Genomic DNA, 22,604 nt, shown 5'->3' with positions numbered 1-22,604 from the left:
GCCTGCCGTCAAGTGGTCAGCGGCGGGCGGGCGGGGCGGTCATCGGGTCCTCCGGCCACCGGTGCTTCGGGTACCGGCCCCGCAGCTCGGCCCTGACCCGCGGGTATCCGGTCCGCCAGAAGGACGCGAGGTCGCCGGTCACCGCGGTCGGCCGCCCGGCCGGGGACAGCAGGTGCAGCACCACCGGCACCCGGCCGCCGGCCAGGCGCGGCGTGTCGGTCCAGCCGAACACCTCCTGCACCTTCACCGGCAGCACCGGCTCGGGCCCCGAGTAGTCGACGCGGACCCGCGAGCCGGACGGCACCTCCAGCCGGTCGGGCGCCAGCTCGTCGAAGCGCGCCGCCGCGGGCCACGGCAGCAGCCGCCGCACCACCTGCTCGCCGCTGATCCGCTGGAGGTCCGACTTCCGGCGCGCGTCACCGAGGTCCACGACCCCCAGCAGCGCCTCGTCGTCCACCGCGGGCCACGGGTCGCCCAGCACGCGGTGCAGGAACGCCATCCGCTCGCGCGTGCGCACGCCGTCCGCGTCCCAGCGCAGCAGGCCGACGCCCTCGGCGCGCAGGCCCTCCAGCAGCGCCCGCCGCGCCGCGCCGGGGTCGCGCAGCGGCTTGGTGGACAGCGGGATCGCGCCCAGCCTGCGCACCCGGTTCGCCACCACGTCGCCGTCCCACCGCACGTCGTCCTCCTCGACGACCAGGGCGGGCGCGGCGGCCAGGGCCAGCTCCTCGTCGGCGCGCGCGGCCAGCCGGACCCGCCCGTGCGCGCGGCCGGGCTCCCGGTCGGCCACCGCGACGGCCAGCCACTCGGCGTCGGCCAGGCCGCTGCCCGGCGGCAGCTCCACCGCGGTGCCGCCGGCCATCAGGTAGACCGGCGAGCCGGGGGCGCGCCTGCGCGCCAACCGCTCGGGGTGCGCCAGGGCCACGACGAGCGCCGGGTCGCCGCCGTGGGGGGACCGGTCGGTTCCGCGCGCGGGTGCGGCGCGGTGGCCGGCCGAGGTGCCGCCGTGGGAGGTCCGGGCGCCGCCGCGCGCGGGTGCGGTGCTCGTGCCGCTCGTGCCCCTGTGCGCGGGTGCGGTGCGGTCGGGGTGGTCGCCGCTCGTGCCACCGGCCGGGTCCGGCGCCCGGTCGTCGCCGCCCACCAGCGCGGCCAGTCTGCGCACCTCGCGCGGGTCGGCGTCGCGCACGTCCAGCTCCACCCCGGACGACGCGCGGTCGTCGTCCAGCAGCGCCACCACCCGCGCCGCCGTGCGCGCGCCCACGGCCTCCGCGCCGTCCAGCAGCGCCCGCGCCAGCCGCGGGTGCAGGCCAAGGTCGGCCATCCGCCTGCCCCGGTCCGTCGCGCCCCGCCCGTCCAGCGCGCCCAGGGCCCGCAGCACCGACCGGCCCGCGTCCAGCGCGCCCGGCGGCGGTGCGTCCCACCAGCCCAGGCCCTCCCCGTCGGGCACGCCCCAGCACGCCAGCTCCAGCGCCAACCGGGTCAGGTCGGCGGTGCGGATCTCGGGTTCCGGGTAGCGGGGCAGGGTGCCGTGCTCGTGCGCGGGCCAGCAGCGGTAGACCCGGCCCGGCGCCTCGCGACCCGCCCGGCCCGCCCGCTGGTCGGCCACCGCCGCGCTGACCCGCACCGTGGCCAGGCCCGCCAGGCCGCGCCGGTGGTCCACCCGCGGCACCCGCGCCAGCCCCGAGTCCACCACCGCCCGCACCCCCGGCACGGTCAGGCTCGACTCGGCGATCGCGGTGGCCAGCACCACGCGGCGGCGGGCGCCGGGGCGCAGCGCCGCGTCCTGGGCGGACGCGGCCAGCCTGCCGTGCAGCGGGAGCACGTCCACGTCGTCGCCCAGCAGCGCCGCGCACCGCCGGATCTCCGCCACGCCGGGCAGGAACGCCAGCACGCCGCCGTCCACTTCGGACAGCGCCCGGTGGATCGCGCGGGCCGCGGTCGCCTCGACGCGCTCGCCGCGCGCGGGCGGCACGTGGGCCAGGTCCACCGGGAACGTCCGCGCCCCCACCCGCAGCACGGGCGCGTCGCCCAGCAGCTCCGCGAGCCGGTCGGCGGCGACCGTGGCCGAGGTCGCCAGCAGCCTCAGGTCGGGCCGCAGCCCGGCCCGCGCGTCGAGCAGCAGCGCCAGCAGCAGGTCCGCGTCCAGGTGCCGCTCGTGGCACTCGTCCAGCAGCACCGTGCCCACGCCCGCCAGCTCCGGGTCGTGCTGGAGCCGCCGCACCAGCAGACCCGAGGTCACCACCTCGACCCGCGTGTCCTTCGAGGTCCGGCGGTCGCCGCGCACCGAGTAGCCGACGGTCCGCCCGACCGGCTCGCCCAGCAGGCTCGCCATCCGCGCGGCGGCGGCGCGGGCGGCCAGCCGGCGGGGCTCGGCGACCACCACGCGGCCCTCCAGGGCGAGCGGCACCAGCGTCGTCTTGCCCGTGCCGGGCGGCGCGACCAGCACCAGCGAGCCGTGGTCGGCCAGCGCGCCGGCGATGTCCCCGAGCAGCGGGCGGATGGGCAGGTCGGGCAGCTCCACGGGACCGAGTGTGCCAATGTGGACCCATGGGGAAATGGGGAGTCCTCGGGGCCGCGCTGACCTTGGCGCGCGCGGCGGTGACGGTGAAGGTGTGGCGCGAGGTCGAGCGGCTGCCCCGCGAGGGGGTCCACGACGGCCCGGTGACGGTCGTCGTGCCCGCCCGGGACGAGGAGCGGACCATCGACCGCTGCCTCGCCGGGCTGCGGGCGCAGGACTACCCGGACCTGCGGATCGTCGTGGTCGACGACGCCTCGACCGACCGCACCGCCGAGGTCGTGCGGCGGCACGCGGCCGAGGACCCGCGCGTGCGGCTGGTCACCGGCTCCGGCCCGCCGTCCGGGTGGGCGGGCAAGGTGCACGCGCTGCACCTGGGCAGCGCCGACGTCGACACCGACTGGCTGCTGTACGTGGACGCCGACACCGAGGCCGCGCCGGACCTGGTCGGCAGGCTGCTCGCGGGCGCCCGCCGCTGGGACGTCGACCTGGTGTCCACCTCCGGCCGCGGCACCCGGCCCGGCCCCGGCTGGTGGCTGTTGCTGCCGCCCACCAACCAGCTGTTGTTCGAGACGACCACGGTCGACGGGCGGCGCGGCATGGCGCTGGCCGTGGGCCACTGCGTCCTGGTGCGGCGCGAGGCCTGCGAGCGGGCGGGCGGCTGGGCCGCGATCGCCGGGTCCCGCGCGGACGACGTGGGCTTCGCCACCCTGGTCCGCGACGCCGGCGGCCGCACCCGGTACGCCGACGGCGCCGACTCGCTGACCACCTCGGGCCTGGACTCGTTCGGCGACACGTGGAGGTCGATGCGCAAGAGCATGGTCGCCGGCACCGACGTCTACTCGAAGGGCCCGGCCACCGCGTTCCTCGGGCTGGCCGCGATGGGCGTGGCGCACGTCGCGTACGGCGCGGTGCCGCTGGTGGCGACCCTGCGCGGGTCCAGGGCGGGCCTGGTGACGTGGCTGGCGCAGTCGCTGGCGCTGTACGCGTTCCTGCGCCGCACCGGGCAGCCGCGGGTCGCGGCGGTGCTCGGGCCGGTGGCCCCGGTGGTGTTCGGCGTGCTGTCGCTGGAGGCGGCGTGGCACGCGCTGCGCGGCACCGCCCGGTGGAAGGGGCGGGAGCTGCGTGGTTGACCCGCTGCGCGACCCCGACGACCCGGAGCTGCTGGACCCGTACCGGGCCCGCGAGCTGGCCGGGCTGGTGGAGGCCGCCCGGCTCGCCTCCGGCGCGGTGCGGTACGGCAAGGTCGGCCGGGTGGGCGCGGCCCAGGTCGTGGTGAACCGGGACGACCCGCTGCCCGGCGGCAACCACGCGTGCGCGGTGTACGGGTCGTCGGCCGAGGTCGCGGGCACGCTGATGCGGTTGGAGCGGACCTTCGCCGACGTGGGCCGGGCCGAGGCGGTGCTCTACGCGTCGCCGACCACCGTGGCCGAGATCGAGGGCATCGCCGACGACACCGGGTGGCACGCGGTGGAGGAGGCGCTGGCCGTCGTGCACCGGGGCCCGACGACCCGGTCGCCCTCGGTGCGGCCCGCGCGGGACGTGGACCTGCCCGGCATCACCGAGCTGCTGGCCGACGACCTGGGCGTGGACGGGCCGAGGCTGCTGCGGCACCTCGGGCAGCGGCTGGACGACCCGCGCTGCCTGTTCGTGGTGGTCGACGACGGCGACCGGCTCGGCGGGTTCGCCTCCGGGTTCGGCGAGCGGGGGGTCGGCCTGGTCGAGCACGTGGTGGTGCGGCCGGCCCGGCGGCGGCGCGGGCTCGGTGGCGCGCTGGTCGCGACCGCGGTGGCAGAGCTGCGGGACGCGGGATCGCTGCTGGTGGCGGCCCACGTGGCCGAGGGCGGCGCGGGGGAGCGGTTCGCGGAGGCGTGCGGGTTCGAGGTCTGCTACCCGGTGACCGCCTATGCGCGGAGGGTGGACGAGCTCCTCGATTGAGTATTTAGTTGCCGCAGCGCATATCCTTAGCAGGGCTAAAGGACGTCGTACTCGGCCTGCCGAGGGAACCGGAGGGGGAGCGCTGTGCGGGGGAGTGCCAAGGAAGCCGAGGTAAAGCTGCCGAGCGAGGTGTGGGTCCTCGTGGCGGCGAGCTTCATCATCGCCCTCGGGTTCGGCATCGTCGCGCCGGTCCTGCCCGCCTTCGCCAAGAGCTTCGACGTCGGCACGTTCGCCGTGTCCGTGGTGATCAGCGCGTTCGCCCTGGTCAGGCTCGTGTTCGCGCCGCTGAGCGGCCGGCTGGTCGACCGGTTCGGCGAGCCGCGCGTCTACATCGTCGGCATCCTCATCGTGGCCCTCGGCACCGGCGCGTGCGGCTTCGTCGGCTCGTACTGGCAGCTGCTGGTGTTCCGCTCGTTCGCGGGCGTCGGCTCGACCATGTTCACCGTCGCCGCGGTCGGCCTGCTGATCCGCATCACGCCGGCGCCCCTGCGCGGCCGGGCGTCCGGGCTGTGGGCCACCGGGTTCCTGCTCGGCAACATCGGCGGCCCCATCGTCGGCGCCGCCCTGGTCGAGATCTCGATCGAGGCCCCGTTCGTCGCCTACGCCGCCGCGCTCGTGGTCGCCGCCTTCGTCGTCTGGTGGTTCCTGCGCCGCTCCACCCTCGCCTCCCTGGACCGGTCCGCCGACCAGGAGACGCTGACCGTGCGCGCGGCCGCGCGGCTGCCCGCCTACCGCGCCACGCTGGCCTCCGGGTTCACCAACGGCTGGGCGGTGTTCGGCGTGCGGATGTCGCTGGTGCCGCTGTTCGTGGTGGAGGCGCTGCGCAGCACGCCCGCCGTGGCCGGCATCTCCCTGTCGGTGTTCGCCGCGGGCAACGCCGCCACGCTGATGGTGTCCGGCAAGCTGTCCGACAGCACCGGGCGCAAGCCCGTGGCCATCGCCGGGCTCGTGGTGTCCGCGATCGGCACCGTCGGCCTGGGCCTGAGCCCCAACGTGACCGTGTTCATGGTCGCCTCGCTGGTCGCCGGCGCCGGCGCCGGGCTGCTCAACCCGCCGCAGAACGCCGTGGTGGCCGACGTCATCGGCGAGAAGGCCAAGGGCGGACCGGTGCTCGCCGCGTTCCAGATGGCCGCCGACCTCGGCGCGATCGTCGGCCCGCTGCTCGCCGGCGTGCTCGTCGACGCCTTCTCCTACCAGGCCGCGTTCACCCTGACGGGTGCGATGCTCGCCCTCTCGCTGGTGTTCTGGTTCGCCGCGCCCGAGACCTTGCCGAAGAAGGCGGAGGCGCACGTCGCGACCACGGTGGCCGGTGAGTGCGGGCGGCTCGACGAGGGGCCCGAGGTGCCCACCGGCGAGCGCCTGGCCGGTCGCCCGCGTCAGCCGGAGGCATGAGCACTCAGGTTCCGCTCAGCATCCCTCGGTAGCCTGCGGGCGCAGCGGACCGGGAAGGACGGGCTGACAAGTGGGTGGCGCGGAGCGCAACGCTCGGAAGAAGAAGCAGGCGCAGCAGGCGGCGCAGGTCGTGGCGGCGGCGCGATCCGGAGGCGGTGACCGCAACAAGGTCGTCCTCGGCATCGCCGTCGTGGCGGTGCTGGCGCTGGTCGTCATCGGCGGTGTCATCTGGACCGCCCAGAGCAAGGACGACGACCAGGCCCTGACCCCGCCCGCGGGCATCACCGGCATCTCCGCCCCGGTCGAGCGCGACGGCGCCGTCGTGGTCGTGGGCGAAGAGGGCGCCAAGGCCACGATCGACCTGTACGAGGACTTCCTCTGCCCGGCGTGCCGCAACTTCAAGGAGATCTACGGCGCGCAGATCAAGAGCGAGGTCGAGGCGGGCAACCTGCGCGTCCGGTACCACGCGCTGCCGTTCCTCATCCGGTACTCCGACCCCGAGGGCTACTCGCGGGACTCGTCCAACGCGGCGCTGTGCGCGGCCGACCAGGGCAAGTTCTGGGAGTACCACGAGACGCTGTTCGCCCGGCAGCCCGACGAGGGCGGGCCCGGCTACACCAAGGAAGAGCTGGTGAAGCTCGGCACGGACCTCGGCATCACCGGTGACGCGTTCAAGCAGTGCGTCGACGGCGGGACCCACGAGGCCGAGGCCCAGTCCGGGCTCGACGAGCTGCGCGCCGGCGGCCAGTTCAAGGGCACGCCGACCGTGATGAAGGACGGCCAGGTCATCGACTTCGGCGACGAGAACTGGCTGACCAACCTGGTCAGGTGAGCCCGGCCACCGGCGGCGGTCCCCCGTCCCACCGGACCAGCCGCCGGGCCTTGCCGGTCTCCGCGCGGGGCACCGCGCCGACCGGCACGACCACGACGCGGCACGTGACGCCGAGGCGCTCCCGGAGCGCGGAGGTGAGGTCGGGCGCCACGTCGTGCCCGCTCTCGACCACCACGCGCAGCTCGGGCCGCCCGGCGTCCCGCCGGTCCTCCACGACCAGGTAGTGCGGACCCACCCGGGCGTCCGCCAGGACCACCGCCTCGACCTCGGTGGGGAACACGTTGACGCCGCGCACCACGAGCATGTCGTCCCGCCGCCCCAACAGCTTGCTCATGCGCCGGAGCGTCCGGGGGGCGCCCGGGACCGGAGGCGCGAGCGAGGCGACGTCGCCGGTGCGGTAGCGCAGCAACGGCATCCCGGTCTTGGTCACCGTGGTGAACACCAGCTCGCCCGGCGTGCCGTCCGGCACCGGCCGACCGCCCTCGTCCACCGCCTCCACCAGGAAGTGGTCCTCGGCGACGTTGAGCATGCGGTCGGAGTCCAACGACTCGCACGCCACCCCGGGACCGATGACCTCGGAGAGCCCGTAGATGTCCAGCGCCCGGACGCCCAACAGCTCCTCGACCTGCCGGCGCATCCCCTCGGTCCACGGCTCGGCGCCGAACAGCCCCACCCGGAACGGCGAGCCCACGCCGGCGGCCCTCAGCGCCTCCCCGAGGTGGATCGCGTAAGAAGGCGTGCAACACAACACGTCCGGCTCGAGGTCGGCGATGAGGCGCACCTGGCGCTCGGTCATGCCGCCCGACAGGGGAACCACGGTGGCCCCCAACCGCATCCCGCCGTGGTGCACGCCCAAGCCGCCGGTGAACAACCCGTAGCCGTAGGCGTTGTGGACGAGGCTGCCGCGGGTGACCCCGGCCCCACCGAGCGCGCGGGCCATCACCCGAGCCCAGACGTCCACGTCCTGCGCGGTGTAGGGGACGAGGGTCGGCCTCCCGCCCGTCCCGGAGGACCCGTGGACGCACACGACGCGGTCGTCGACCTGGAAACCGAACGGGTAGTGGTCCCACAGGTCCTGCTTGGTCACGAACGGCAGCGCCGGCAGGTCGTCAACCGGACGTCCCGGGCCCGCGCGACACCGACGTCCCGCAGCCGCTCGGCCTGGACCCCGCCCGCGTCGAGCAGGAGGGTGAGGAGCCGGCGCAACCGGCGTTCCTGGAGGGCGCGCCGTGCGGTGGGCGACATGCCCTCGGCCTCGGGCTCGACGAGCGGTACGGGACCCATGCACCCCGGTCTAGCAGGCCGGATGCGGAAGGGGTACCCCCGATTTCGTCGGAACGGGGGTGGTGATGTACGGTATTGCCACACGAGAACGGCGGGGGAACCGGCCGGGAACGTGGGGAGTACGGGGCTGTGGCGCAGCTGGTAGCGCATCACACTGGCAGTGTGAGGGTCAGGGGTTCGAGTCCCCTCAGCTCCACAAGTGAACATGGTATGAGAATCGCCCGCTGACCTGCGGTAATGCAGGTAGCGGGCGATCTTGCTTTTAGGTCCATTGTGGACTGGTCCTGCTGAACTGGAGCAAATCTGGAGCAGGGGTGCGCTCCGCGCGAAATGTTGTCAGCCGTGTGCTCCAGGTCTCACTAACCCGGCTGGGTGGATCTGCCTGGGGACTTTTCGGGCGCCGTGGCCGCCGTCAATGTCCGGCGCCGGTTCAATGACCCCAGGATGGTCCGGTGCGGCCGTCAGTGGGCGTCTGGTGCCCGAACCCGTGGTTGGTCTGTCTATTGGTCGCGAGGACGGCGGTGGTCGCCGCGCACGACGACGCGGCTGAGCCTCGGCGGCGAACTTCTTCGACAACTCGTTCGTGAATCCGCCACACCGGCCGATCTCCCGGGACGGCGGAGGGGTCTCGGCATCATGGGTGGCTGCCAACCCGCCACAGGGAGCTCGCTGTGATCGTGTCCTCGGTGATGACCGACCATCCCTCCTGGTTGTCGGCAGGTGGAACCGCCTATCGCGTCGTCCGTTCGGGAAGCTCCACCTGGGTGCTGACCTGCACACCTGCGGGGACCGGTGGCAACCGGGCGGAGGCACACCCGGTGCGGGGTGAAGAGGGCGCTCCTGTGCTCGATGTCGTCGACCCGGATGGGCTGACCGGCGCCGATGAGGTGGTGGACGTGCTGCGCGCGGCTGGCACGGTGGGGCGCTGGCGCAACCCGGACCTGTGGGACGCCCTGGCGACGTCGATCATCCGGCAGGTGATCCGAGCGGGTCAGGCGCGCAAGCTCTACCGGGCGTTCTGCGAGGCGCACGGCGAGGAAGTCCTCACGCCTCACGGGCTGGCGTGGTTGTTCCCGACACCGGAAGCCGTCCTCGCGCTCCCGGACGACGAGTTCACCGCCCTGGGGATGGCCTTCAAGCGCCGCCCCCTGAAAGCCGCCGCCGAGGCAGTGCTGGAGTTCGGCGCGAAGTGGGCCGAACTCGACCCGGCCGTCCTACTGGACGAGGTGCAGAGCGTGCCGCGCATCGGCCCGTGGACCGCGGGCGCGACCGTCGCCGATCTCACCAACGACTACTCGCTGTACCCGTACGCTGATCTGGCTGTGCGCACCTGGTCGGGGCGCCTTTCGACCAGGAGGACCTGGCCCGAAACCGAACCGGAGTTCGCCCGCCTCTGGGCACGGTTGGCGGGCAAGGACCTGTCAGCTTGGACGCTGCTCACACTCGCATGGGGAGTACGTCATGCCAACACCTCAGGAGCCGTCGCCGTCTGACGCATTCGCAGCACTGCTCACCGTCGCAGAACGACTCCTGTCCAATGACCAGAAGTCGCTCGCCCGGTTCTACCCGCAGGGACCGGATTTCACCGGCCTGCTGTTGCGGTCGATCCGGTTCGAGCGTCGCGGCCCCGGCTGCACGCTGCGCGTCGACCTGCCGGTCGCCTCGGACGTGCCCGGTTGCAGCCGCGTGCAGGCGCACCTGGGGTTCCTGGCGGTCGACGATGTCCGGCTGTCCGGTGCAGTGCTACCCGCCACCGTCTCGGTCGAGTTCGAGGAACGGCCGATGGCGAGGCTGGCCGTGTCGGTGACCGGCGAGTCGTTGCGCCTGACGCTGACGTGCGCCGAGCAGTTCCGCTTCGGCAAGGTCAGCGCCCACAACTCGCCGCCGGACGCGGTGGACGACGGGCCGCACGAGTTCACGAGCAGGCTGGACCAGCGGCTGTACACGGCAGTCCCCGGACCGGAGATCGACACCTACCATGAGCACATCTGACCTCTCGGCGTTCGAGCTCTACGCCCTGCACTGGGACGAACGCGGCCAAGCGATCACCGCGTACTTCGAAGGACCGCTGGACGAAGCCGCCCGCCGGACGTGGGAAGCACCACCCGAGCACGACTGGGTCCGGTTCCACCTCAGGTTCGCCGCGGTCGACGACGTGGAGGTGCGCGGCTGGAGCTACCAACTGCCCACCAGGGTGGAGCAGGTGCCCGTGGGAGATCGGGTGTCGGTCACGGTGACGGGGGAGGGCACCGACGTCCGGTTCACCTCAGCCCCCGCCGTGCGGGTGGGGAGCCGAACGTCCAAGGCCGGGTCGCTCTGACCAGCACGCGCAACGGCATCAAGAGCCGACAGGTCACATCTCCTGAAGCTCCGCGACCGCCGGTCCGTCCGGAGGGCCGGGGCGCCCTGTTCGCGGCGATGGCCGGCTACAGTGCGGAACTCCTGGCAGAGCGGCGCTTCGACAACGTCCGCCCCGCCAGGAGTTCCCTCATGGACTCTTCACCCGCTCAAGCTCGAAAACGGGCGCTCAGGAGCGACTGTCAGTAGTCGTGCAGGGACGAGACCCGGTTGTCCCACGCGTCGCCGAAGTTCTTGCCGCCGACGTACGGCTCCGAGTGCCGAATGGCCCCGTCGTACCCGGGCAGGTCCCAGAAGTCCCAGTGGTGGCCGCTGTTGTTGAAGAAGCTCTCGATGTTGTTGTTCATCCCGGTAGGGCCGTTGCTGTCGCCCAGGTTGCTGTCACCGACCGCGAAGGCCGCCATGACGCCGGACCCGTTGGGGCCCGTGAACACGCACATCCTGAAGGACGGGCAACGGTCGTAGCCCGTCGCAGCCTGGGCCGGCACGACCGTGGCGCCGGTCAGCGCTACCGCCATCGACGCGGCGGCGATGGCTTTCCCCATTCGCACGAGGTTTCCTCATTTCGTCGTGGGTGGCACAGCGAACGCAAGTCAGTCGACGTGCGTCTGAACTGCCTCCCCAGTGGTATACGTCAGCCAACCGCCGGTGCCGGGAGCGTGCGCTCGTGCGTGAAGGTTGGCGCTGGACAGCATGGTAGATCGGTTTGGTCCGGTAAGGCCGGTTGAGATGTTCGCGGGGCGGCGCTGTCGCTCGCGTCGACCGTTCCAATGTGACATTCATGCCTCAGTGGACCCACCCCTGGTAGCGCGCTGCGGAATTCATTGGGCCGAGCGGGTGAACAGGTATTGCCCAGCGTCGTCGGCGCGGACGGCCGTCCCATACTGGGCCCTTCGAACAGAATCCGACGAAGGTGCCGGAAGGGGATCTCGTTGAACGGTTTCAGAAGGCTGTCCGTCCGCGCGGTGTTGGCAGCGGTCACGTCAGTCGCGCTCGTGGCCGTGTCCGCGCCGACGGCTACGGCCGAAGCCAACCCGTACACGCCCCGCGATGTCTGCGGCTCGGGTTACTACGTCCTCGACGGCGGTCGGATCGCCATCAGGAGGCCCAACGACGGACCGATCTACGGGTATGCCTACATGATGTACAACAGCGCCGTGCAGAAGAACTGCGTCGCCTTGATCAAATCGGTGGACGTCGGCGTCAAGTCGTTCACCTACGTCGGGATTCAAGTCCGGGGCACGAACGTGAAGGGCGAAGGAGACGACTTCGAGTACTACGCTGGACCTGTCTACAAGTACGCGCCGGGCCAGTGCGTGCGAGTCATAGGCACGGTGTGGAACAGGGCGCACACCCTGGCGGCTACCGGGGAATCCGCTTACCGCTGGTGCGACTAGCTTGATTTTTATTGGATTAAAAGTAAGCGGTTGCGGGTGGTGGCGGCGCTGGAGCCTGGGCGGGTCGAGGACTACCCGGAGATCGAGGCAGGCTCGAAGTCCGGGAGCGCCGCGATCGCCTGGGCCGACCAGTGCGTGCTGCGCTCGGATGCCGCTGACGCCCCGCCCGGCCGGCCGTGGGAGTCGAGGGGCCGTACGCCGATCGTGCGGGTGACCGGCAAGCGCCTGCAGATCAACGTCATGTCCGCGGTCGCCTCGCGCGGCGCGTTGTGCTCCGCCGTCTCCACCGAGCGTTTCACCGCCGCCGTGTTCACCGATTTCCTAGACCGCATCGCCCACGAGGCCCGACGCGTCCTACGACGCGGCCAATACCGGCCGTACAGCGTCCGTAGCAGATGAGACCGCGCAGGGCTACGTCATCCTGCGCCAGGTGCTGTCACCGACGTCGATGACGGCCTTGTCCCAGCGGTCCTGTAGGCACTGGAGCAGGCGGGTGGTGACTTCGGGGGCGACGTGGGAGTAGGTGCGTTGGACGGGGTCTTTGAGGATGTGGCCGAGTCGGAGTGACTGGGCGATCTCGGGGATGGTGTCGGCGATCATCCACGTCTTGTGGCTGTGGCGCAGGCCGTGGAAGGTCAGGCCGGGCTTGACCGGTTCGAGGCGCAGCACCGCGCGGGGTTGGTCGAGGTTGCCGTCGGCTGCGGGGCGCATGGCGCGTTTGCTGAAGTTGCTGCGGCGCTGGAGCGCGCCCTCGGGGGTGGTGAAGACGTGCGGGTGGACGTGGTGGTCGAGGTGTGCCCGCAGGAGTCGGACGATGAGGGGTTGAGGGTGATGGTGCGGGCGGAGGTGTCGGTCTTGGGAGGGCCGAGCCAGAGCCTGCCGCCGGCGGATTCGTGCAGGGCGCCGTTCTGGGGGTCGATGATGAGGGAGCCGGTGTCGTCGTCGAACAGGTGCAGGTTGTGGCGTTGCAGGCCGGTCAGCTCGCCCCAGCGGGCGCCGGTCCAGCCCGCGGTGACCACGAGCATGGCTCCGACCGGTCCGTAGAAGGCGGCGACCTGGTCGGCGATGCGCAACACCTCGGCGGGTTGGGCCCAGACCTTCTCGGGGATGCGGGCGACGTGGTTGCGGCGTCCGCGTCGCCGGGGCCGGATGGGGTTGGCGATGATGAGCTTGTCCTCGGCAGCGTCGGTGAGGATCTGGGAGAACAGCTTGACGAACCCGGCGACGGTGACCGGCGACAGGCGTCCGGCGCGCAGTTGCTTGGCCCAGGCTTGAACCTTGAGGTTGGTGATGTCGGCCAGGGCGGTGCTGCCCCAGTGGGGCACGATGTGGTTGCGCACGATGCTGCGGTAGTTGTCCTCGGTGCGGGTGTCGACGTCGAGGGCGTCCCACCAGTCGGTGAGCCACTCCTCCACGGTCGTGCGTCCGCCGGTGGGGTCGAGCCAGGTGCCGCGGCGTTGGTCGGATTCGAGGTCGTTGGCGTGGTCCTGGGCGGCTTTCTCGCTCCTGAAGCCGGGAATGGAGCCGATGGTGCCGTCGTCGCGGCGGAACCGGACGCGCCAGTGGTTGCTTCCTGACTGCTCCACCCAGGCCATGTGCTGCCCTTTCGTCGGTGGTGGTGTGATGGTGACGGCGTGACAGGAGGATGAACGCTCCAGTGGCTGAGCAATGCAAGCGTTGCGGCACAAGAACTTTCGTCAGCCTGGAAACGGCCTGCCGCGCCTGGCCGGTGATCGGAGGGAGCGTGCCGGACGAGCACCGGACCGGGCGATCGAGGCCAGGTCGTCGGGGGAGAAGCGCAGGTGCTTGCCGAGGAAGGTGCATGGGATCTCCCGACGTCCAGCCTTGCGGCGAAGCCATGACTCGCGGACGGCCAGCAGCGCCGCCGCTTCGGCGGGTGTATGGAGCAGGCGGTAGGGGTCGGGATCTGGACGGGACACGGAGTCCTCCGGAGGCGGACGAGTGCTGTGGACACTCCAGAACTCCGAAATAAGGGCCACTGGGGGACACGTGCCGACCAGATTTCTCGACGGCTTCCACCGGACGGGTGACATAGGTGGACTGACCGGACAGGTACCGACCTCTTACCAAACCGGTACCGCGTCCTATAACCGCTGATCAGAGGCTTGATGAGGTAGGAAGAGGTGTTCGGCACGGTGCCTCGCACCGACACGGGGCAGGTTCAAGGCTTCAAGGCACCGATCGAGCCGGTCGAGGTTCAGGCTTCACGGCTCGGTCCGGAGAGGTGTTCGACGGGCCGTCGTGGTGGGTGTACCAGTCGTCCTCGGCCGGGGTCAGGATCGTCATGCCCGCGTCGTTCCAGTGGTCGACGGGGGAGCATCCAGAACACCTCGTGCCGTCGAGCTGCGCCCACGCGAGCCTCCGACTACGCGCGTGTCGCCCGCAGGGCGTTCGCTGGGCGGCTGCACCGGGCGACGACCGGAGCACGCCGCAGCGATGCCGTCAACGGCCGGCATCGCGTCAAGCGGGCCAGCAGGTGAGCCGTTGGGTTCCTTCGAGAACATCGAGAAGGCACGTTGCACTCCTTCACTCTTGGACCCCAAATCGGCCTCCAATGGCCGTGCACCCGTCGACTTTCCGCGCCGCCGCCCGACCAGATGTTGCTTTGGGCTTGCAGGCAAGCGAGTCTGGTATACCAGCGGATCCCCCTGCGGCCCTACTGACCTGCTCTTATGTCTCTGGCAAGGGGTGGCGCTCTAATAGGATCCCCGACCTGATCCCCAATGGGATCCCCCATAGGAACCCCCAACGGAAGTGACCGTACGGAGACCTGATCAAGGTTCAGGGGGCGCTGTGTCCCAGACGTGAACCCTTGTGTTGACCTTGAGCGGCTTGTCGGCCGGCCCCTTGATGTGGGCAGGTACGACCCGCTCCTCGTGCTCGCAGCCGCCCTCAGCGTGGAGTCTGGAATTGAGACAGGTGTTACGCCGGTAGGGACGCACGGGCCACCGGCTACTCCACCGCGGAGCCTCACCTTCGCCCGACGCAGCGTCCCGCCGACGGGCGTGGACACGAACCAATCGAACAGTACCTGCGTCGTCGACGCCCGCACGTTGGTCTCGCTTGCGCCCATGCCGGGAACGAGGAAGTTCCTCAAGTTCGGCGAGGCGGGTGCCACCGTTCTGCGTCATGAGCTGCCAGGCCGTGTAGACGACGTGTTCCCACCTCTTACCGAACGCTGACAGCAGGGGTACCAAAGGCTGACCGAACGGCAACACCGACTCCGCCAGCGGGACGAGCTGCGGTGACCAGCAGGTCAGCCACACACCGTCGAACCCGGGGTGCAGCGGCACCTCGCCACCGGGCGTGTTCAACCTCCAGGTGATCAAGCCGGACCTGTCGTCGAGATCGAGGTGCTGCGGCATCCAATGGGACCAGGACACAGCCAGGATCTGCTCTCCGCCTTGGTCGTCGACCGGCTCGGCGAACACCACCAGTCCGGCCTCGGCGGGCATCCGACGCGCCGCGACCGGTTCCCTCGACGGGCAATCCGCAGCGGCCAGCGTCAGCGCGGTCATGTCTCGGTCGACCCAGTAGAGCTGCGCTTCACCCAGGCGGTGGGCCTCACGCCGAGTCAGGAGCAGCGCACCGGTCACAGCCCTCGCCCGTCTAATCTCCGGCGGCCCGGTCAGCCGAGGCAGGACCGCGCTCCTACCGGCCACGAGGCGGCGCACCAGCTCGTAGCCGCATTCGGTGGTCATGACGTGCTCGCGCATCCGCAGCCGCAGGTCGGGCAGCTCGGAGGGGTCGCCGATCACGAACTGCCCCTACCGGGTCGAGCAACCCGGACCACCTCGAAGAGGTCGTCGAACTGCTTGCCCAACGCGGCCAGCGCACCACCGACGAACGCAGGACCGGGTTGAAGATCCCCCTTGAGCACGCGGGTCACGGTGGAGCGGTTGACCTCCATTCTCCGCGCCAGGGCGTAATCGGAGTGCAAGCGAGCCAAACGCGCCGCCTGGACGAACTCACAGGTGCGAAGCCTGATGGTGTAGGACATCGCAGACCTACACCTGGTGTTGCGGGGTCGTCGAACGAACATGTGGAGAACCTGACCTCTGGCGAGGGAACGGCGGGATGCCCTCAACAACCCGCCACGCCACGTCGCAGTCGACACAGGTAGGCCAGCACCACTCCTGCTTCGTCGCTGGAGCAGCCGGGATGACGAGTTCCTCGCCGCACAACGTGGTGGCCTGGTCATGCGCCACCAGGTCGACATCGACAGCGTGGCGTCGACCGTCATGGGGCAGCCAACGGAAGGGACGCAGCGCCATCAGCGGACCTTCCGGTCGTAGGCATCGGCCCACCGGGCGAAGACCACCCGCGACTGTTCGACACTCAACGCCAACCGCCCCAACCGCCGCATCTTGGCCTCGTAGGCGGCCACGGCCCGTGGATCGTCGTGGAAGACGGTGGCCGCAGCGGTCTCGGTGTAGGCCACCGGCCTGACCGGCGCCGGGAAGGTCAGCAGGCCACCCGGCTCCCGCAGCACCGCATCGGCCACAGCCGAGAACGGCACCAGCCGTAGGTTCATCCGCTCCCAGCCGCACATCAAGGTCAGGCGCAGCAACTGGTCCCGCATGACCTCCCGACCGCCCACCACCAGTCGGAGAGCCGCCTCGTGGAGGTAGAGAACCGTCTCCGGACCGCCCGGCCGACGCAACACCTCCTGCCGCGCCATCCGCGCCTCGACCACCGCCTCATCACCACCGGAAGCACGGGTGTACTCCTCGGTCTGCGCCAAGCCGGGGATGGTCAACGGCTCATAGGCGGCTACGGTCAGAGCTGTCTGCTCGTGCAAGGACAGCGCCAACAGCGAGTCAGGAGAGCCGTCGTGCAGGCGTACGAAGCTGCCGGTGTCCGGCTCGCTGGCGATAGCCATGATCCGCTGCCGTGTGGCCTTATCCGCACCACAGCGCCCCAGCAGCGTGCCGATCTCGCACACACTCGTCCCGCGGCTACCGGCCTCCAACTTGCTTACCTTCCCCAACGACCAGCCCAACGCCTCGGACACGAACGCCGAGGACATCTGCGCTCGATGACGCACCCGGCGCAGCTCCTCTCCCAACTCCCGACTGCGCGCGGTGCTCAACCGAGCTGACGGCTTCTCTTCAACAACGGTCTCCATGGCTCCCCTCCGACACAGGAACGGCTTGCCGAGCCATGAGATCGTTCGAACCACGCATACGGCAGATGACATCCGATGACATCCAGGAAAGGGGCGTCCCAATGATCCGCAACATCACCATCACAGGAACACGAGCTATCGACGCCAACGACGCCGATCGCCTCAACTCGCTCTTCGTCGACTACCTGGCACCGTTCGCCGCCGCACACTTCTACATCGGAGGTGCCGTCGGCATCGACACCGCCACGCTCGACTGGCTCGCCGAACACACCTCGGCACCCCTGACCATCGTCGCCCCGCGCACCGTCGCCGACCAGCCAGAAGTCGCATCATCAGCAATCACATCGTGGCGTTCACGCAACAGATTGACTGAAGTCGTCGAACTGGCGGCACCCACACTCGACACACCGGCCTACCACGCCCGCAACCGTTACATGGTCGACCGGAGCGAGTTCGTCATCGGCTTTCCGCGAGGCAACGACCAGACCTCGGGGACCTGGTACACCCTCAACTATGCATCCGATCAGGGAAAACCTCGATTGGTAGTACCCGTCTAACGCGGAATGAATGCTCTAATGACCCTATGACCACCGCCGAAGGCGAACGCGGAGCCGCCATCCTGCGCCAGCTGCGCGAGTCACGCGGCTGGTCCTGGGCAGACCTGGCACGAGCCCTGCGCGACACAGCCCGAGACCTGGACATGGCATCCCCGGGCAACCTCCCGGTAGCCAGCATCCAACGCACCGTCGCCCGCTGGGAGAGCCCGACCGACCGCACCAAGCCCGGCGACCGCTACCAGTACCTCCTCGCGCAGGTATACGCGAAGACCTCAACAGGGTCGTGGGCACTCGGCGCCGGTTCTGACTTCGCCACCCTCCTGGACGCGCTCCGCCACTTCGGCACCTCGCCCCAACGCGTCGACCGACTCGTCGACTCCATCACCCACGCCCAGAACGCACCTTCACGCACCCCGGCACAACCCACCGAAGACCTGATCGACCACCTGGCCGTCACCGTCGCCAACCTCAACCAACAGGTCGGATCCACCCCGTTCGTCCGCCTGCAACTCCAACTCGCACCAGTTCTCAACACCTGCCGCAAACTCCTGGCGCAGCCCGGCCCCACTACCGACCTGCTGACCACAGCCACCAACGCCTACACCCTGGGCGCCCGCCTGGCCTTCGAAACCCGCGACGACGAGACCGCGATGGCGCTCTACCAAGACGCCGAGACCACTGCCGCACGCCTACCCGACCACAGCCACCTGGCCGCTGTGCGCACCAGCCACACCATGGTCACCCTGCACGCCACCAACAACCTCACCGCCGCCCTCGCCTTGGCCCGCGCCGCCACCCACGACGCCCACCGCGGCTCCAGCCACGCCATCCGAGCCCGCGCCCACGCCGTCCACGCCGAAGTCCAAGCCCGTGCGAGCAATGCCACCGTCGCAGCCACTGCCCTTGACCGAGCCTGGAAAACCGTGGAGCAACTCTCGGCAGACGACCCCTTCGCCGCCTTCAACGCCGACCGCGTCAGCGGCTTCGAGGGCCTGTTCGCCCTCTACAGCGGCCAAGCCCACCGCGCCAACGACCTGCTCACCCGTTCCCTCGCCGGCCTCACCGGCCCACGCGACGCCGTCCAACGAGGCATCGGCGCCACCGACCTCGCCATGGCCCGTCTCGGTCTTGGCGACGTGACAGCCTGCGTCGCCCATCTCCACGAGGCAGTGGACATCACCGCCAACACTGGAGGCCGAGTCCCAGCTCAACGCATCCGCCGCGCACGTAACCGCCTACGCCCATGGCGCACCGAAGCCATCGTCGCCGAACTGGACGACCATATTCACGACACCTTGGTAGGCCGATAAGTCGAAGGCATTCGGAAAATTCCCGACAGGGGCAGCCGGTCGACTGTAAATTCTGTCAGCGGCGGTAAGCCGCTACTTATGTTCTATTCCAGCCTCCACAGATCGGCCAGAGTCGACAGGAGTTCCCGTTGGCGACGATCGAGCAGGGCGGGCGTCCACTGTTGCTCAGTGAGCACCTGGCTGGTCAACGCGAAGGGTGATACCCCGTTCTTGGTCGTGAAGTACTTGCGCTTTTTGATGTCGAAGTCATAGTTACTGGCTTGAGTGTTCTTTCGCCGGGCGAGAAGCGTCAGATTCGCCAGCCGGTGGACCCAATAGCCGTGTTCCTCGTTGGTGAACCAAGATCTCCACATGCTGTCCGTACCAGGAGTCTGCGGCAGGACGTGTTCGACGGTGATCAGCGGGTGGTCGTAGCTGGCGCCGCCGGACGACAGTGCGGAGTCAAGTCTCAGAAGTACATACAACCGAACTCGGGTGACCGTATAGATTTCGTCGCCGAGGCGGCGCAGGGTGTCGTTCCGCTCGGTCTCATCCAACTGGAGCGGCGATCCGGGTTTATACAGGTCCGCGCCCGCCTCGATCGACTCGAGCACGCGACCGTAGCGCTCGACTCGTCGGGTGATGTCCACGCGACGGATGAGCATGCTGGCAGCCAACCGTTCAAGGTCCACCAGAAACTGGTGAAACGTCGCGGTGTCGATCGCCGGGTCGCTGAGGTAGCGGATCGCCGGGGGGATCCAATCCGTGTTGTCCAGCATGTTCAACCAGCGCAACAGACCGTTGACCGTGTCAGCGCCGGTGGCGGCCTTGTAGTCGACGCGGGTGACTACCTCGAACGCATCCGAGAGCGGCACCAGGACTTCGTCGATGAACCGGCAGCCGTCTGGCACTCGGGACAGGACCGCAGACCGGAACTCCTTGAGAATCGACTCGCGGGCCTTGGTCTTCGCAAACACCATGCGGATGTGGGAGAAGAGGTCGGCGAAGTCGGCGCGACCGAGGTCTTCCTCCTCCGACTCCCACTTCTTGGTGTAGGCATCCTGGTCTGGTTCGGCAATCGCGCCGATGATCTCGGATTTGAGGATGTCGGTGTGCGTGAGGTCGAGACCGCGCTCGTTGAGAACGGTGAAGATCCGGTAGGCGGACTCGAAGTCCTGGGTCGACACGACCACCAGGTAGGTGTTGCGATCGATGAAGGAGACCAGCCGGTGACAGTCTCCCCGATCGAGTGCGGCGAGGCGGTCGAGAAACAGGACCGTGTTCCGCACAAGGTTGCGTTGGCTGTCCGACAGCTTGTCGGTGGCCAGCGACGGGAGCTGTTCGACACCGCTTCGCGCCTGAACGTATTTTTCAAAGAACCCATGATCGCGCTCGCGCAACGTGAGCCGCGGCTGGTCGATCGTCCCCTTGATGGGGTCGCCCTTCTGGAACATGCGGCCGTCCAGAGACGCTGCGAAGTCGTCGGCCACGTGCAAGCGCAGCGCGCTGAGCAGCAGCGTTAGTATGGTCAGACGCTGCTGGCCATCCACGACCTCCGCTTCCGCGTCGTTCTCCGCCTTCACCAGCACGATGCTTCCGAGGAAGTACGGGTCGGCCACGTCGAGCGGGGCACCGGTGGACGCGGCTGCCATCAGGTCGTCGAACATCTCACCAGCTTGTTCGGTCGTCCAAGCGTAAGGGCGCTGGTACCGAGGGATTATGAAGCGGTAGTCGTCGCTGAACACGTCGCCGATGGGACGCTCGGCTGCCTGGATCTTCGTGCCGGCCATGGGGTCATCCTTGCACCAGGTGGAACCGTGCCTAGACACGCTTCGTGGGTTCCTGCCGCGACGAAGCCCTCTCCGCAGTCCTGCGGATCCGACTGGAGGCGACACACAGCAACATCGCCGGATGCACCACGGACGTTTCATAGTCGACGCAGCACCTGCGCCCCAATACTCCCTCCCGTTAGCCTAAACTAGCGCTTACCTTGCACGCCTGCTGGTCGACTACAGCGCGAACCGCTCGTAGTGACGATTTTCAGGGCTAATTCGTAATATTTCGATGTTGCTGTCGCCGAGGGTCGAGTGGGAAGACGTGCTGGAGGATTTCAAGGTGGTCGTCGTTGCCGTACTGATTACGGGTTAGTATGACTTCCGCAGTGAACATTTAACGGCCCCGTCCTTTGCTGTCCTCTCCGAGGATGTGATCGAGTGTGGATGGGGTGCCTCGTTTGCCTGATTACCTTTGCGTCTTTTTGTCGATCGCGGTCCTATCTTTGCAGTAAGCGCCAACGAGGCGCGACTGCGGTGTAGTGCGAGTTGGGCGTGAATTAAGGACCGCATTATGCGGGAATATATCATGTTCGGAGACTGAACTCTGCTAACATTCACGCAGCTATGTGTGGAGCAGATCTGGAGCAGGCGATGGGGTTGAACGGTGCGAGACGGCTCCGAACGGCGGTGAACGGAACCGGCTGACGTGCGCGTTCTCTGTTTGTGCTGGTCAGGAAAACGGTAGGACCACGCTGGTGGTCTGCACTGCCATTGCCGGTGCCGCTGCCCACTCGTCACCAGCAGTTCCAGTCCTTACGCAACCAGCCTGCCGAGGGCGTCCGCGATCAGGTCACGCACGAACTCCCGGACCGCCGCCACGATCTCGCCCACGATGGTGACTACGGCACCCACGTCGTCGCACACTCGCGACGCGCCGCGCAGCTCGTCGACCACCTGCACCGCTCGCGCCCGGTGCGAGCCACCGGCAGTACCGATCCACTCGGCCGTGCGTTGGCGGGACGTGGTCTCCAATTCATTGAACCTTTTTCATCGTGGTTGGCGGCGGGTCTCGATGTGGTGCAGGACGAGGATGGCCGCGACGATCGCGGTGGCTCGGCGTGGGCAGCAGCGCAGCTTGGTCAGGATTTTCCAGCCCTTGAGCAGCGAGACGGCGCGTTCGCCGAGTGCGCGAATGCGGGCGTGGGCACGGTTGACCGCCTTCTGACCTCGTGACAGCCGCGGTCTGGTGGCGTGGCGCTTGAACGGGGTGCGCACCGTGCCACCCGCGCCTTGGTAGGCCTTGTCGGCGAAGGTGGTCACCTCATGCTCGGTCAGCACATCGATCAGGCCGTGGGTGCGGGCCGCGGTCAGGTCGTGGACGGCGCCGGGCAGGGCTGGCGAGGCCCACACCAGCCGACCCGCCGGGTCGGCGAGAACCTGGACGTTGACGCCGTGGCGACGGTGTTTACCCGAGTAGTACGGCTTCTGGTCGGCGACGCGGTCGATCGGGACCAGGGTGCCGTCGAGGATCGCGTAGGCGAGGCGGGCGGCGTGTTCACCGGCGGCGTTGAGGTCGTCGGCCAGGGCGGCGAGCAGGTCCACCGCTTCGCGGACATAGCGCCAGGCGGTGCTGTAGGAGATGCCGAACCCGGCGGCGAGTCGGGCGTGGGTGTCGCCGTTGCGCAGGTGCGCGAGCACGAGCAACGCCTGACGACCAGGGGTGAGTCGCCGCCAACGAGACCGATGCCGCGCACGCTCCGCGCGGATCAGGTCGCCCAGACGGACGAGGGTGTGGTTGGACAGCGGAATCGCGGCAGGGTAAGACAGCACGACGAGGCTCCCGGTCGGGGCATCGGATCTTGGTCGACTGCTGTCTTACCGGGAGCCTCGCCCACCGCGCCTCCACCGCTCAGCCTGCGCCGTGACCTGCGACGTCACGATGAAAAAGCCTCATTGGCGGCTCGTTCCAAGCCTTCGGCGATGTTCTGCCAGGTCTGCGCGTAGGCGCGGATCACCGGAGACGTCCCCGCCAGGTCGTTCAGCATGTCCAGCAACGGCTGGACGTGCTCGATCAACCAGTCGACTCCGTAGGAGGCGAGCGTGCCGACCGGGTCCATGTAG

General features: G+C 69.5%; 26 protein-coding genes and 1 tRNA gene. 12 read left to right on the top strand and 15 right to left on the bottom strand.

Annotation, left to right across the window (positions count from 1 at the left end; translation table 11 throughout):
- Nucleotides 1-16 precede the first annotated feature (16 nt).
- Nucleotides 17-2,518, bottom strand: coding sequence for an ATP-dependent RNA helicase (locus tag ACFV4N_RS02780; protein ID WP_499670771.1), 2,502 nt, complete (start codon nt 2,516-2,518; stop codon nt 17-19).
- A 26-nt stretch (nt 2,519-2,544) separates the two neighbouring features.
- Here ACFV4N_RS02780 and ACFV4N_RS02775 point away from each other — a divergent pair, with 26 nt between their 5' ends.
- The 4 genes from ACFV4N_RS02775 (at nt 2,545) to ACFV4N_RS02760 (ending at nt 6,674) form a co-directional block, all read left to right on the top strand.
- On the top strand, nt 2,545-3,645 hold the full coding sequence (locus ACFV4N_RS02775) for a glycosyltransferase (protein WP_499670770.1): 1,101 nt from the start codon (nt 2,545-2,547) through the stop codon (nt 3,643-3,645).
- Nucleotides 3,638-4,450 (top strand): GNAT family N-acetyltransferase, encoded by an 813-nt coding sequence (locus ACFV4N_RS02770; RefSeq protein ID WP_499670769.1) that lies wholly within the window; start codon nt 3,638-3,640, stop codon nt 4,448-4,450. The genes ACFV4N_RS02775 and ACFV4N_RS02770 overlap by 8 nt, the downstream gene beginning before the upstream one ends.
- A 141-nt stretch (nt 4,451-4,591) precedes the next feature.
- Nucleotides 4,592-5,842, top strand: coding sequence for an MFS transporter (locus ACFV4N_RS02765; RefSeq protein ID WP_499670768.1), 1,251 nt, complete (start codon nt 4,592-4,594; stop codon nt 5,840-5,842).
- A 70-nt stretch (nt 5,843-5,912) separates the two neighbouring features.
- On the top strand, nt 5,913-6,674 hold the full coding sequence (locus ACFV4N_RS02760) for a DsbA family protein (RefSeq protein WP_499670767.1): 762 nt from the start codon (nt 5,913-5,915) through the stop codon (nt 6,672-6,674).
- On the opposite strand, the gene ACFV4N_RS02755 is transcribed toward ACFV4N_RS02760, so the two are convergent.
- Complete coding sequence (locus ACFV4N_RS02755; protein WP_499670766.1) at nt 6,667-7,761, bottom strand: phenylacetate--CoA ligase family protein; 1,095 nt, start codon at nt 7,759-7,761, stop codon at nt 6,667-6,669. The two genes, ACFV4N_RS02760 and ACFV4N_RS02755, sit on opposite strands and share 8 nt — an antisense overlap.
- Nucleotides 7,758-7,958 (bottom strand): hypothetical protein, encoded by a 201-nt coding sequence (locus ACFV4N_RS02750; protein WP_499670765.1) that lies wholly within the window; start codon nt 7,956-7,958, stop codon nt 7,758-7,760. Before ACFV4N_RS02750 ends, ACFV4N_RS02755 begins: the two co-directional genes overlap by 4 nt.
- 123 nt (nt 7,959-8,081) lie before the next feature.
- On the opposite strand from ACFV4N_RS02750, the gene ACFV4N_RS02745 reads away from it, so the two are divergent.
- The 4 genes from ACFV4N_RS02745 to ACFV4N_RS02730 all read left to right on the top strand — a co-directional run bounded on the left by ACFV4N_RS02745 (nt 8,082) and on the right by ACFV4N_RS02730 (nt 10,278).
- Nucleotides 8,082-8,154 (top strand) — tRNA-Ala (locus ACFV4N_RS02745).
- 475 nt (nt 8,155-8,629) lie between these two features.
- Nucleotides 8,630-9,451, top strand: coding sequence for a DNA glycosylase family protein (locus tag ACFV4N_RS02740; protein WP_499670764.1), 822 nt, complete (start codon nt 8,630-8,632; stop codon nt 9,449-9,451).
- Complete coding sequence (locus ACFV4N_RS02735) at nt 9,420-9,950, top strand: hypothetical protein (RefSeq protein ID WP_499670763.1); 531 nt, start codon at nt 9,420-9,422, stop codon at nt 9,948-9,950. The genes ACFV4N_RS02740 and ACFV4N_RS02735 overlap by 32 nt, the downstream gene beginning before the upstream one ends.
- Nucleotides 9,937-10,278, top strand: a complete 342-nt coding sequence (locus ACFV4N_RS02730; protein WP_499670762.1) for a hypothetical protein — start codon at nt 9,937-9,939, stop codon at nt 10,276-10,278. The genes ACFV4N_RS02735 and ACFV4N_RS02730 overlap by 14 nt, the downstream gene beginning before the upstream one ends.
- A gap of 220 nt (nt 10,279-10,498) precedes the next feature.
- Here the strand turns inward: ACFV4N_RS02730 and ACFV4N_RS02725 are convergent, their stop codons facing one another.
- Entirely contained in the window at nt 10,499-10,861 is a 363-nt protein-coding gene (locus tag ACFV4N_RS02725) for a peptidase inhibitor family I36 protein (protein ID WP_499670761.1), read from the bottom strand.
- A gap of 387 nt (nt 10,862-11,248) precedes the next feature.
- On the opposite strand from ACFV4N_RS02725, the gene ACFV4N_RS02720 reads away from it, so the two are divergent.
- On the top strand, nt 11,249-11,713 hold the full coding sequence (locus ACFV4N_RS02720; protein ID WP_499670760.1) for a hypothetical protein: 465 nt from the start codon (nt 11,249-11,251) through the stop codon (nt 11,711-11,713).
- A 39-nt stretch (nt 11,714-11,752) separates the two neighbouring features.
- Nucleotides 11,753-12,112, top strand: a complete 360-nt coding sequence (locus ACFV4N_RS02715; RefSeq protein WP_499670759.1) for a transposase — start codon at nt 11,753-11,755, stop codon at nt 12,110-12,112.
- 12 nt (nt 12,113-12,124) lie between these two features.
- Here the strand turns inward: ACFV4N_RS02715 and ACFV4N_RS02710 are convergent, their stop codons facing one another.
- The 7 genes from ACFV4N_RS02710 to ACFV4N_RS02680 all read right to left on the bottom strand — a co-directional run bounded on the left by ACFV4N_RS02710 (nt 12,125) and on the right by ACFV4N_RS02680 (nt 16,862).
- Entirely contained in the window at nt 12,125-12,382 is a 258-nt protein-coding gene (locus ACFV4N_RS02710) for a hypothetical protein (protein WP_499670758.1), read from the bottom strand.
- Nucleotides 12,349-13,299: a tyrosine-type recombinase/integrase gene (locus ACFV4N_RS02705; protein WP_499670757.1), complete on the bottom strand. Its 951-nt coding sequence runs from the start codon at nt 13,297-13,299 to the stop codon at nt 12,349-12,351. Before ACFV4N_RS02705 ends, ACFV4N_RS02710 begins: the two co-directional genes overlap by 34 nt.
- Before the next feature lie 111 nt (nt 13,300-13,410).
- A complete protein-coding gene (locus ACFV4N_RS02700; RefSeq protein WP_499670756.1) occupies nt 13,411-13,767 on the bottom strand; it encodes a helix-turn-helix domain-containing protein in 357 nt (118 codons plus the stop codon).
- Nucleotides 13,768-14,508: 741 nt separating this feature from the next.
- A complete protein-coding gene (locus ACFV4N_RS02695) occupies nt 14,509-15,492 on the bottom strand; it encodes a hypothetical protein (protein ID WP_499670755.1) in 984 nt (327 codons plus the stop codon).
- Nucleotides 15,489-15,734 (bottom strand): helix-turn-helix domain-containing protein, encoded by a 246-nt coding sequence (locus ACFV4N_RS02690; protein ID WP_499670754.1) that lies wholly within the window; start codon nt 15,732-15,734, stop codon nt 15,489-15,491. Before ACFV4N_RS02690 ends, ACFV4N_RS02695 begins: the two co-directional genes overlap by 4 nt.
- Before the next feature lie 7 nt (nt 15,735-15,741).
- The gene (locus tag ACFV4N_RS02685) at nt 15,742-16,008 is read right to left on the bottom strand and encodes an HC3 family zinc finger protein (protein WP_499670753.1); all 267 of its coding nucleotides are present in this window, start codon (nt 16,006-16,008) and stop codon (nt 15,742-15,744) included.
- Nucleotides 16,008-16,862: a helix-turn-helix domain-containing protein gene (locus ACFV4N_RS02680; RefSeq protein WP_499670752.1), complete on the bottom strand. Its 855-nt coding sequence runs from the start codon at nt 16,860-16,862 to the stop codon at nt 16,008-16,010. Before ACFV4N_RS02680 ends, ACFV4N_RS02685 begins: the two co-directional genes overlap by 1 nt.
- Before the next feature lie 101 nt (nt 16,863-16,963).
- Between ACFV4N_RS02680 and ACFV4N_RS02675 the strand changes: the two genes are divergently transcribed.
- Both ACFV4N_RS02675 and ACFV4N_RS02670 read left to right on the top strand, forming a co-directional pair.
- On the top strand, nt 16,964-17,419 hold the full coding sequence (locus ACFV4N_RS02675) for a hypothetical protein (protein ID WP_499670751.1): 456 nt from the start codon (nt 16,964-16,966) through the stop codon (nt 17,417-17,419).
- Between the two features lie 26 nt (nt 17,420-17,445).
- Entirely contained in the window at nt 17,446-18,729 is a 1,284-nt protein-coding gene (locus ACFV4N_RS02670; protein ID WP_499670750.1) for an NsdA family TPR-like regulatory protein, read from the top strand.
- 83 nt (nt 18,730-18,812) lie between these two features.
- Here the strand turns inward: ACFV4N_RS02670 and ACFV4N_RS02665 are convergent, their stop codons facing one another.
- From ACFV4N_RS02665 to ACFV4N_RS02650, 4 genes are all read right to left on the bottom strand, one after another.
- Nucleotides 18,813-20,498, bottom strand: a complete 1,686-nt coding sequence (locus tag ACFV4N_RS02665; protein ID WP_499670749.1) for a DUF262 domain-containing protein — start codon at nt 20,496-20,498, stop codon at nt 18,813-18,815.
- A gap of 798 nt (nt 20,499-21,296) precedes the next feature.
- Nucleotides 21,297-21,437: a hypothetical protein gene (locus tag ACFV4N_RS02660; protein ID WP_499670748.1), complete on the bottom strand. Its 141-nt coding sequence runs from the start codon at nt 21,435-21,437 to the stop codon at nt 21,297-21,299.
- Between the two features lie 93 nt (nt 21,438-21,530).
- Entirely contained in the window at nt 21,531-22,313 is a 783-nt protein-coding gene (locus tag ACFV4N_RS02655) for a transposase family protein (RefSeq protein ID WP_499670747.1), read from the bottom strand.
- Between the two features lie 104 nt (nt 22,314-22,417).
- On the bottom strand, nt 22,418-22,600 hold the full coding sequence (locus ACFV4N_RS02650; RefSeq protein WP_499670746.1) for a hypothetical protein: 183 nt from the start codon (nt 22,598-22,600) through the stop codon (nt 22,418-22,420).
- Nucleotides 22,601-22,604: the final 4 nt, after the last annotated feature.

The sequence above is a fragment of the Actinosynnema sp. NPDC059797 genome, from assembly GCF_042732085.1.
Lineage (GTDB): Bacteria > Actinomycetota > Actinomycetes > Mycobacteriales > Pseudonocardiaceae > Actinosynnema.
The sequence above is the reverse complement of the archived record's forward strand: the minus strand, read 5'-3'. Positions and strand labels throughout refer to the sequence as shown.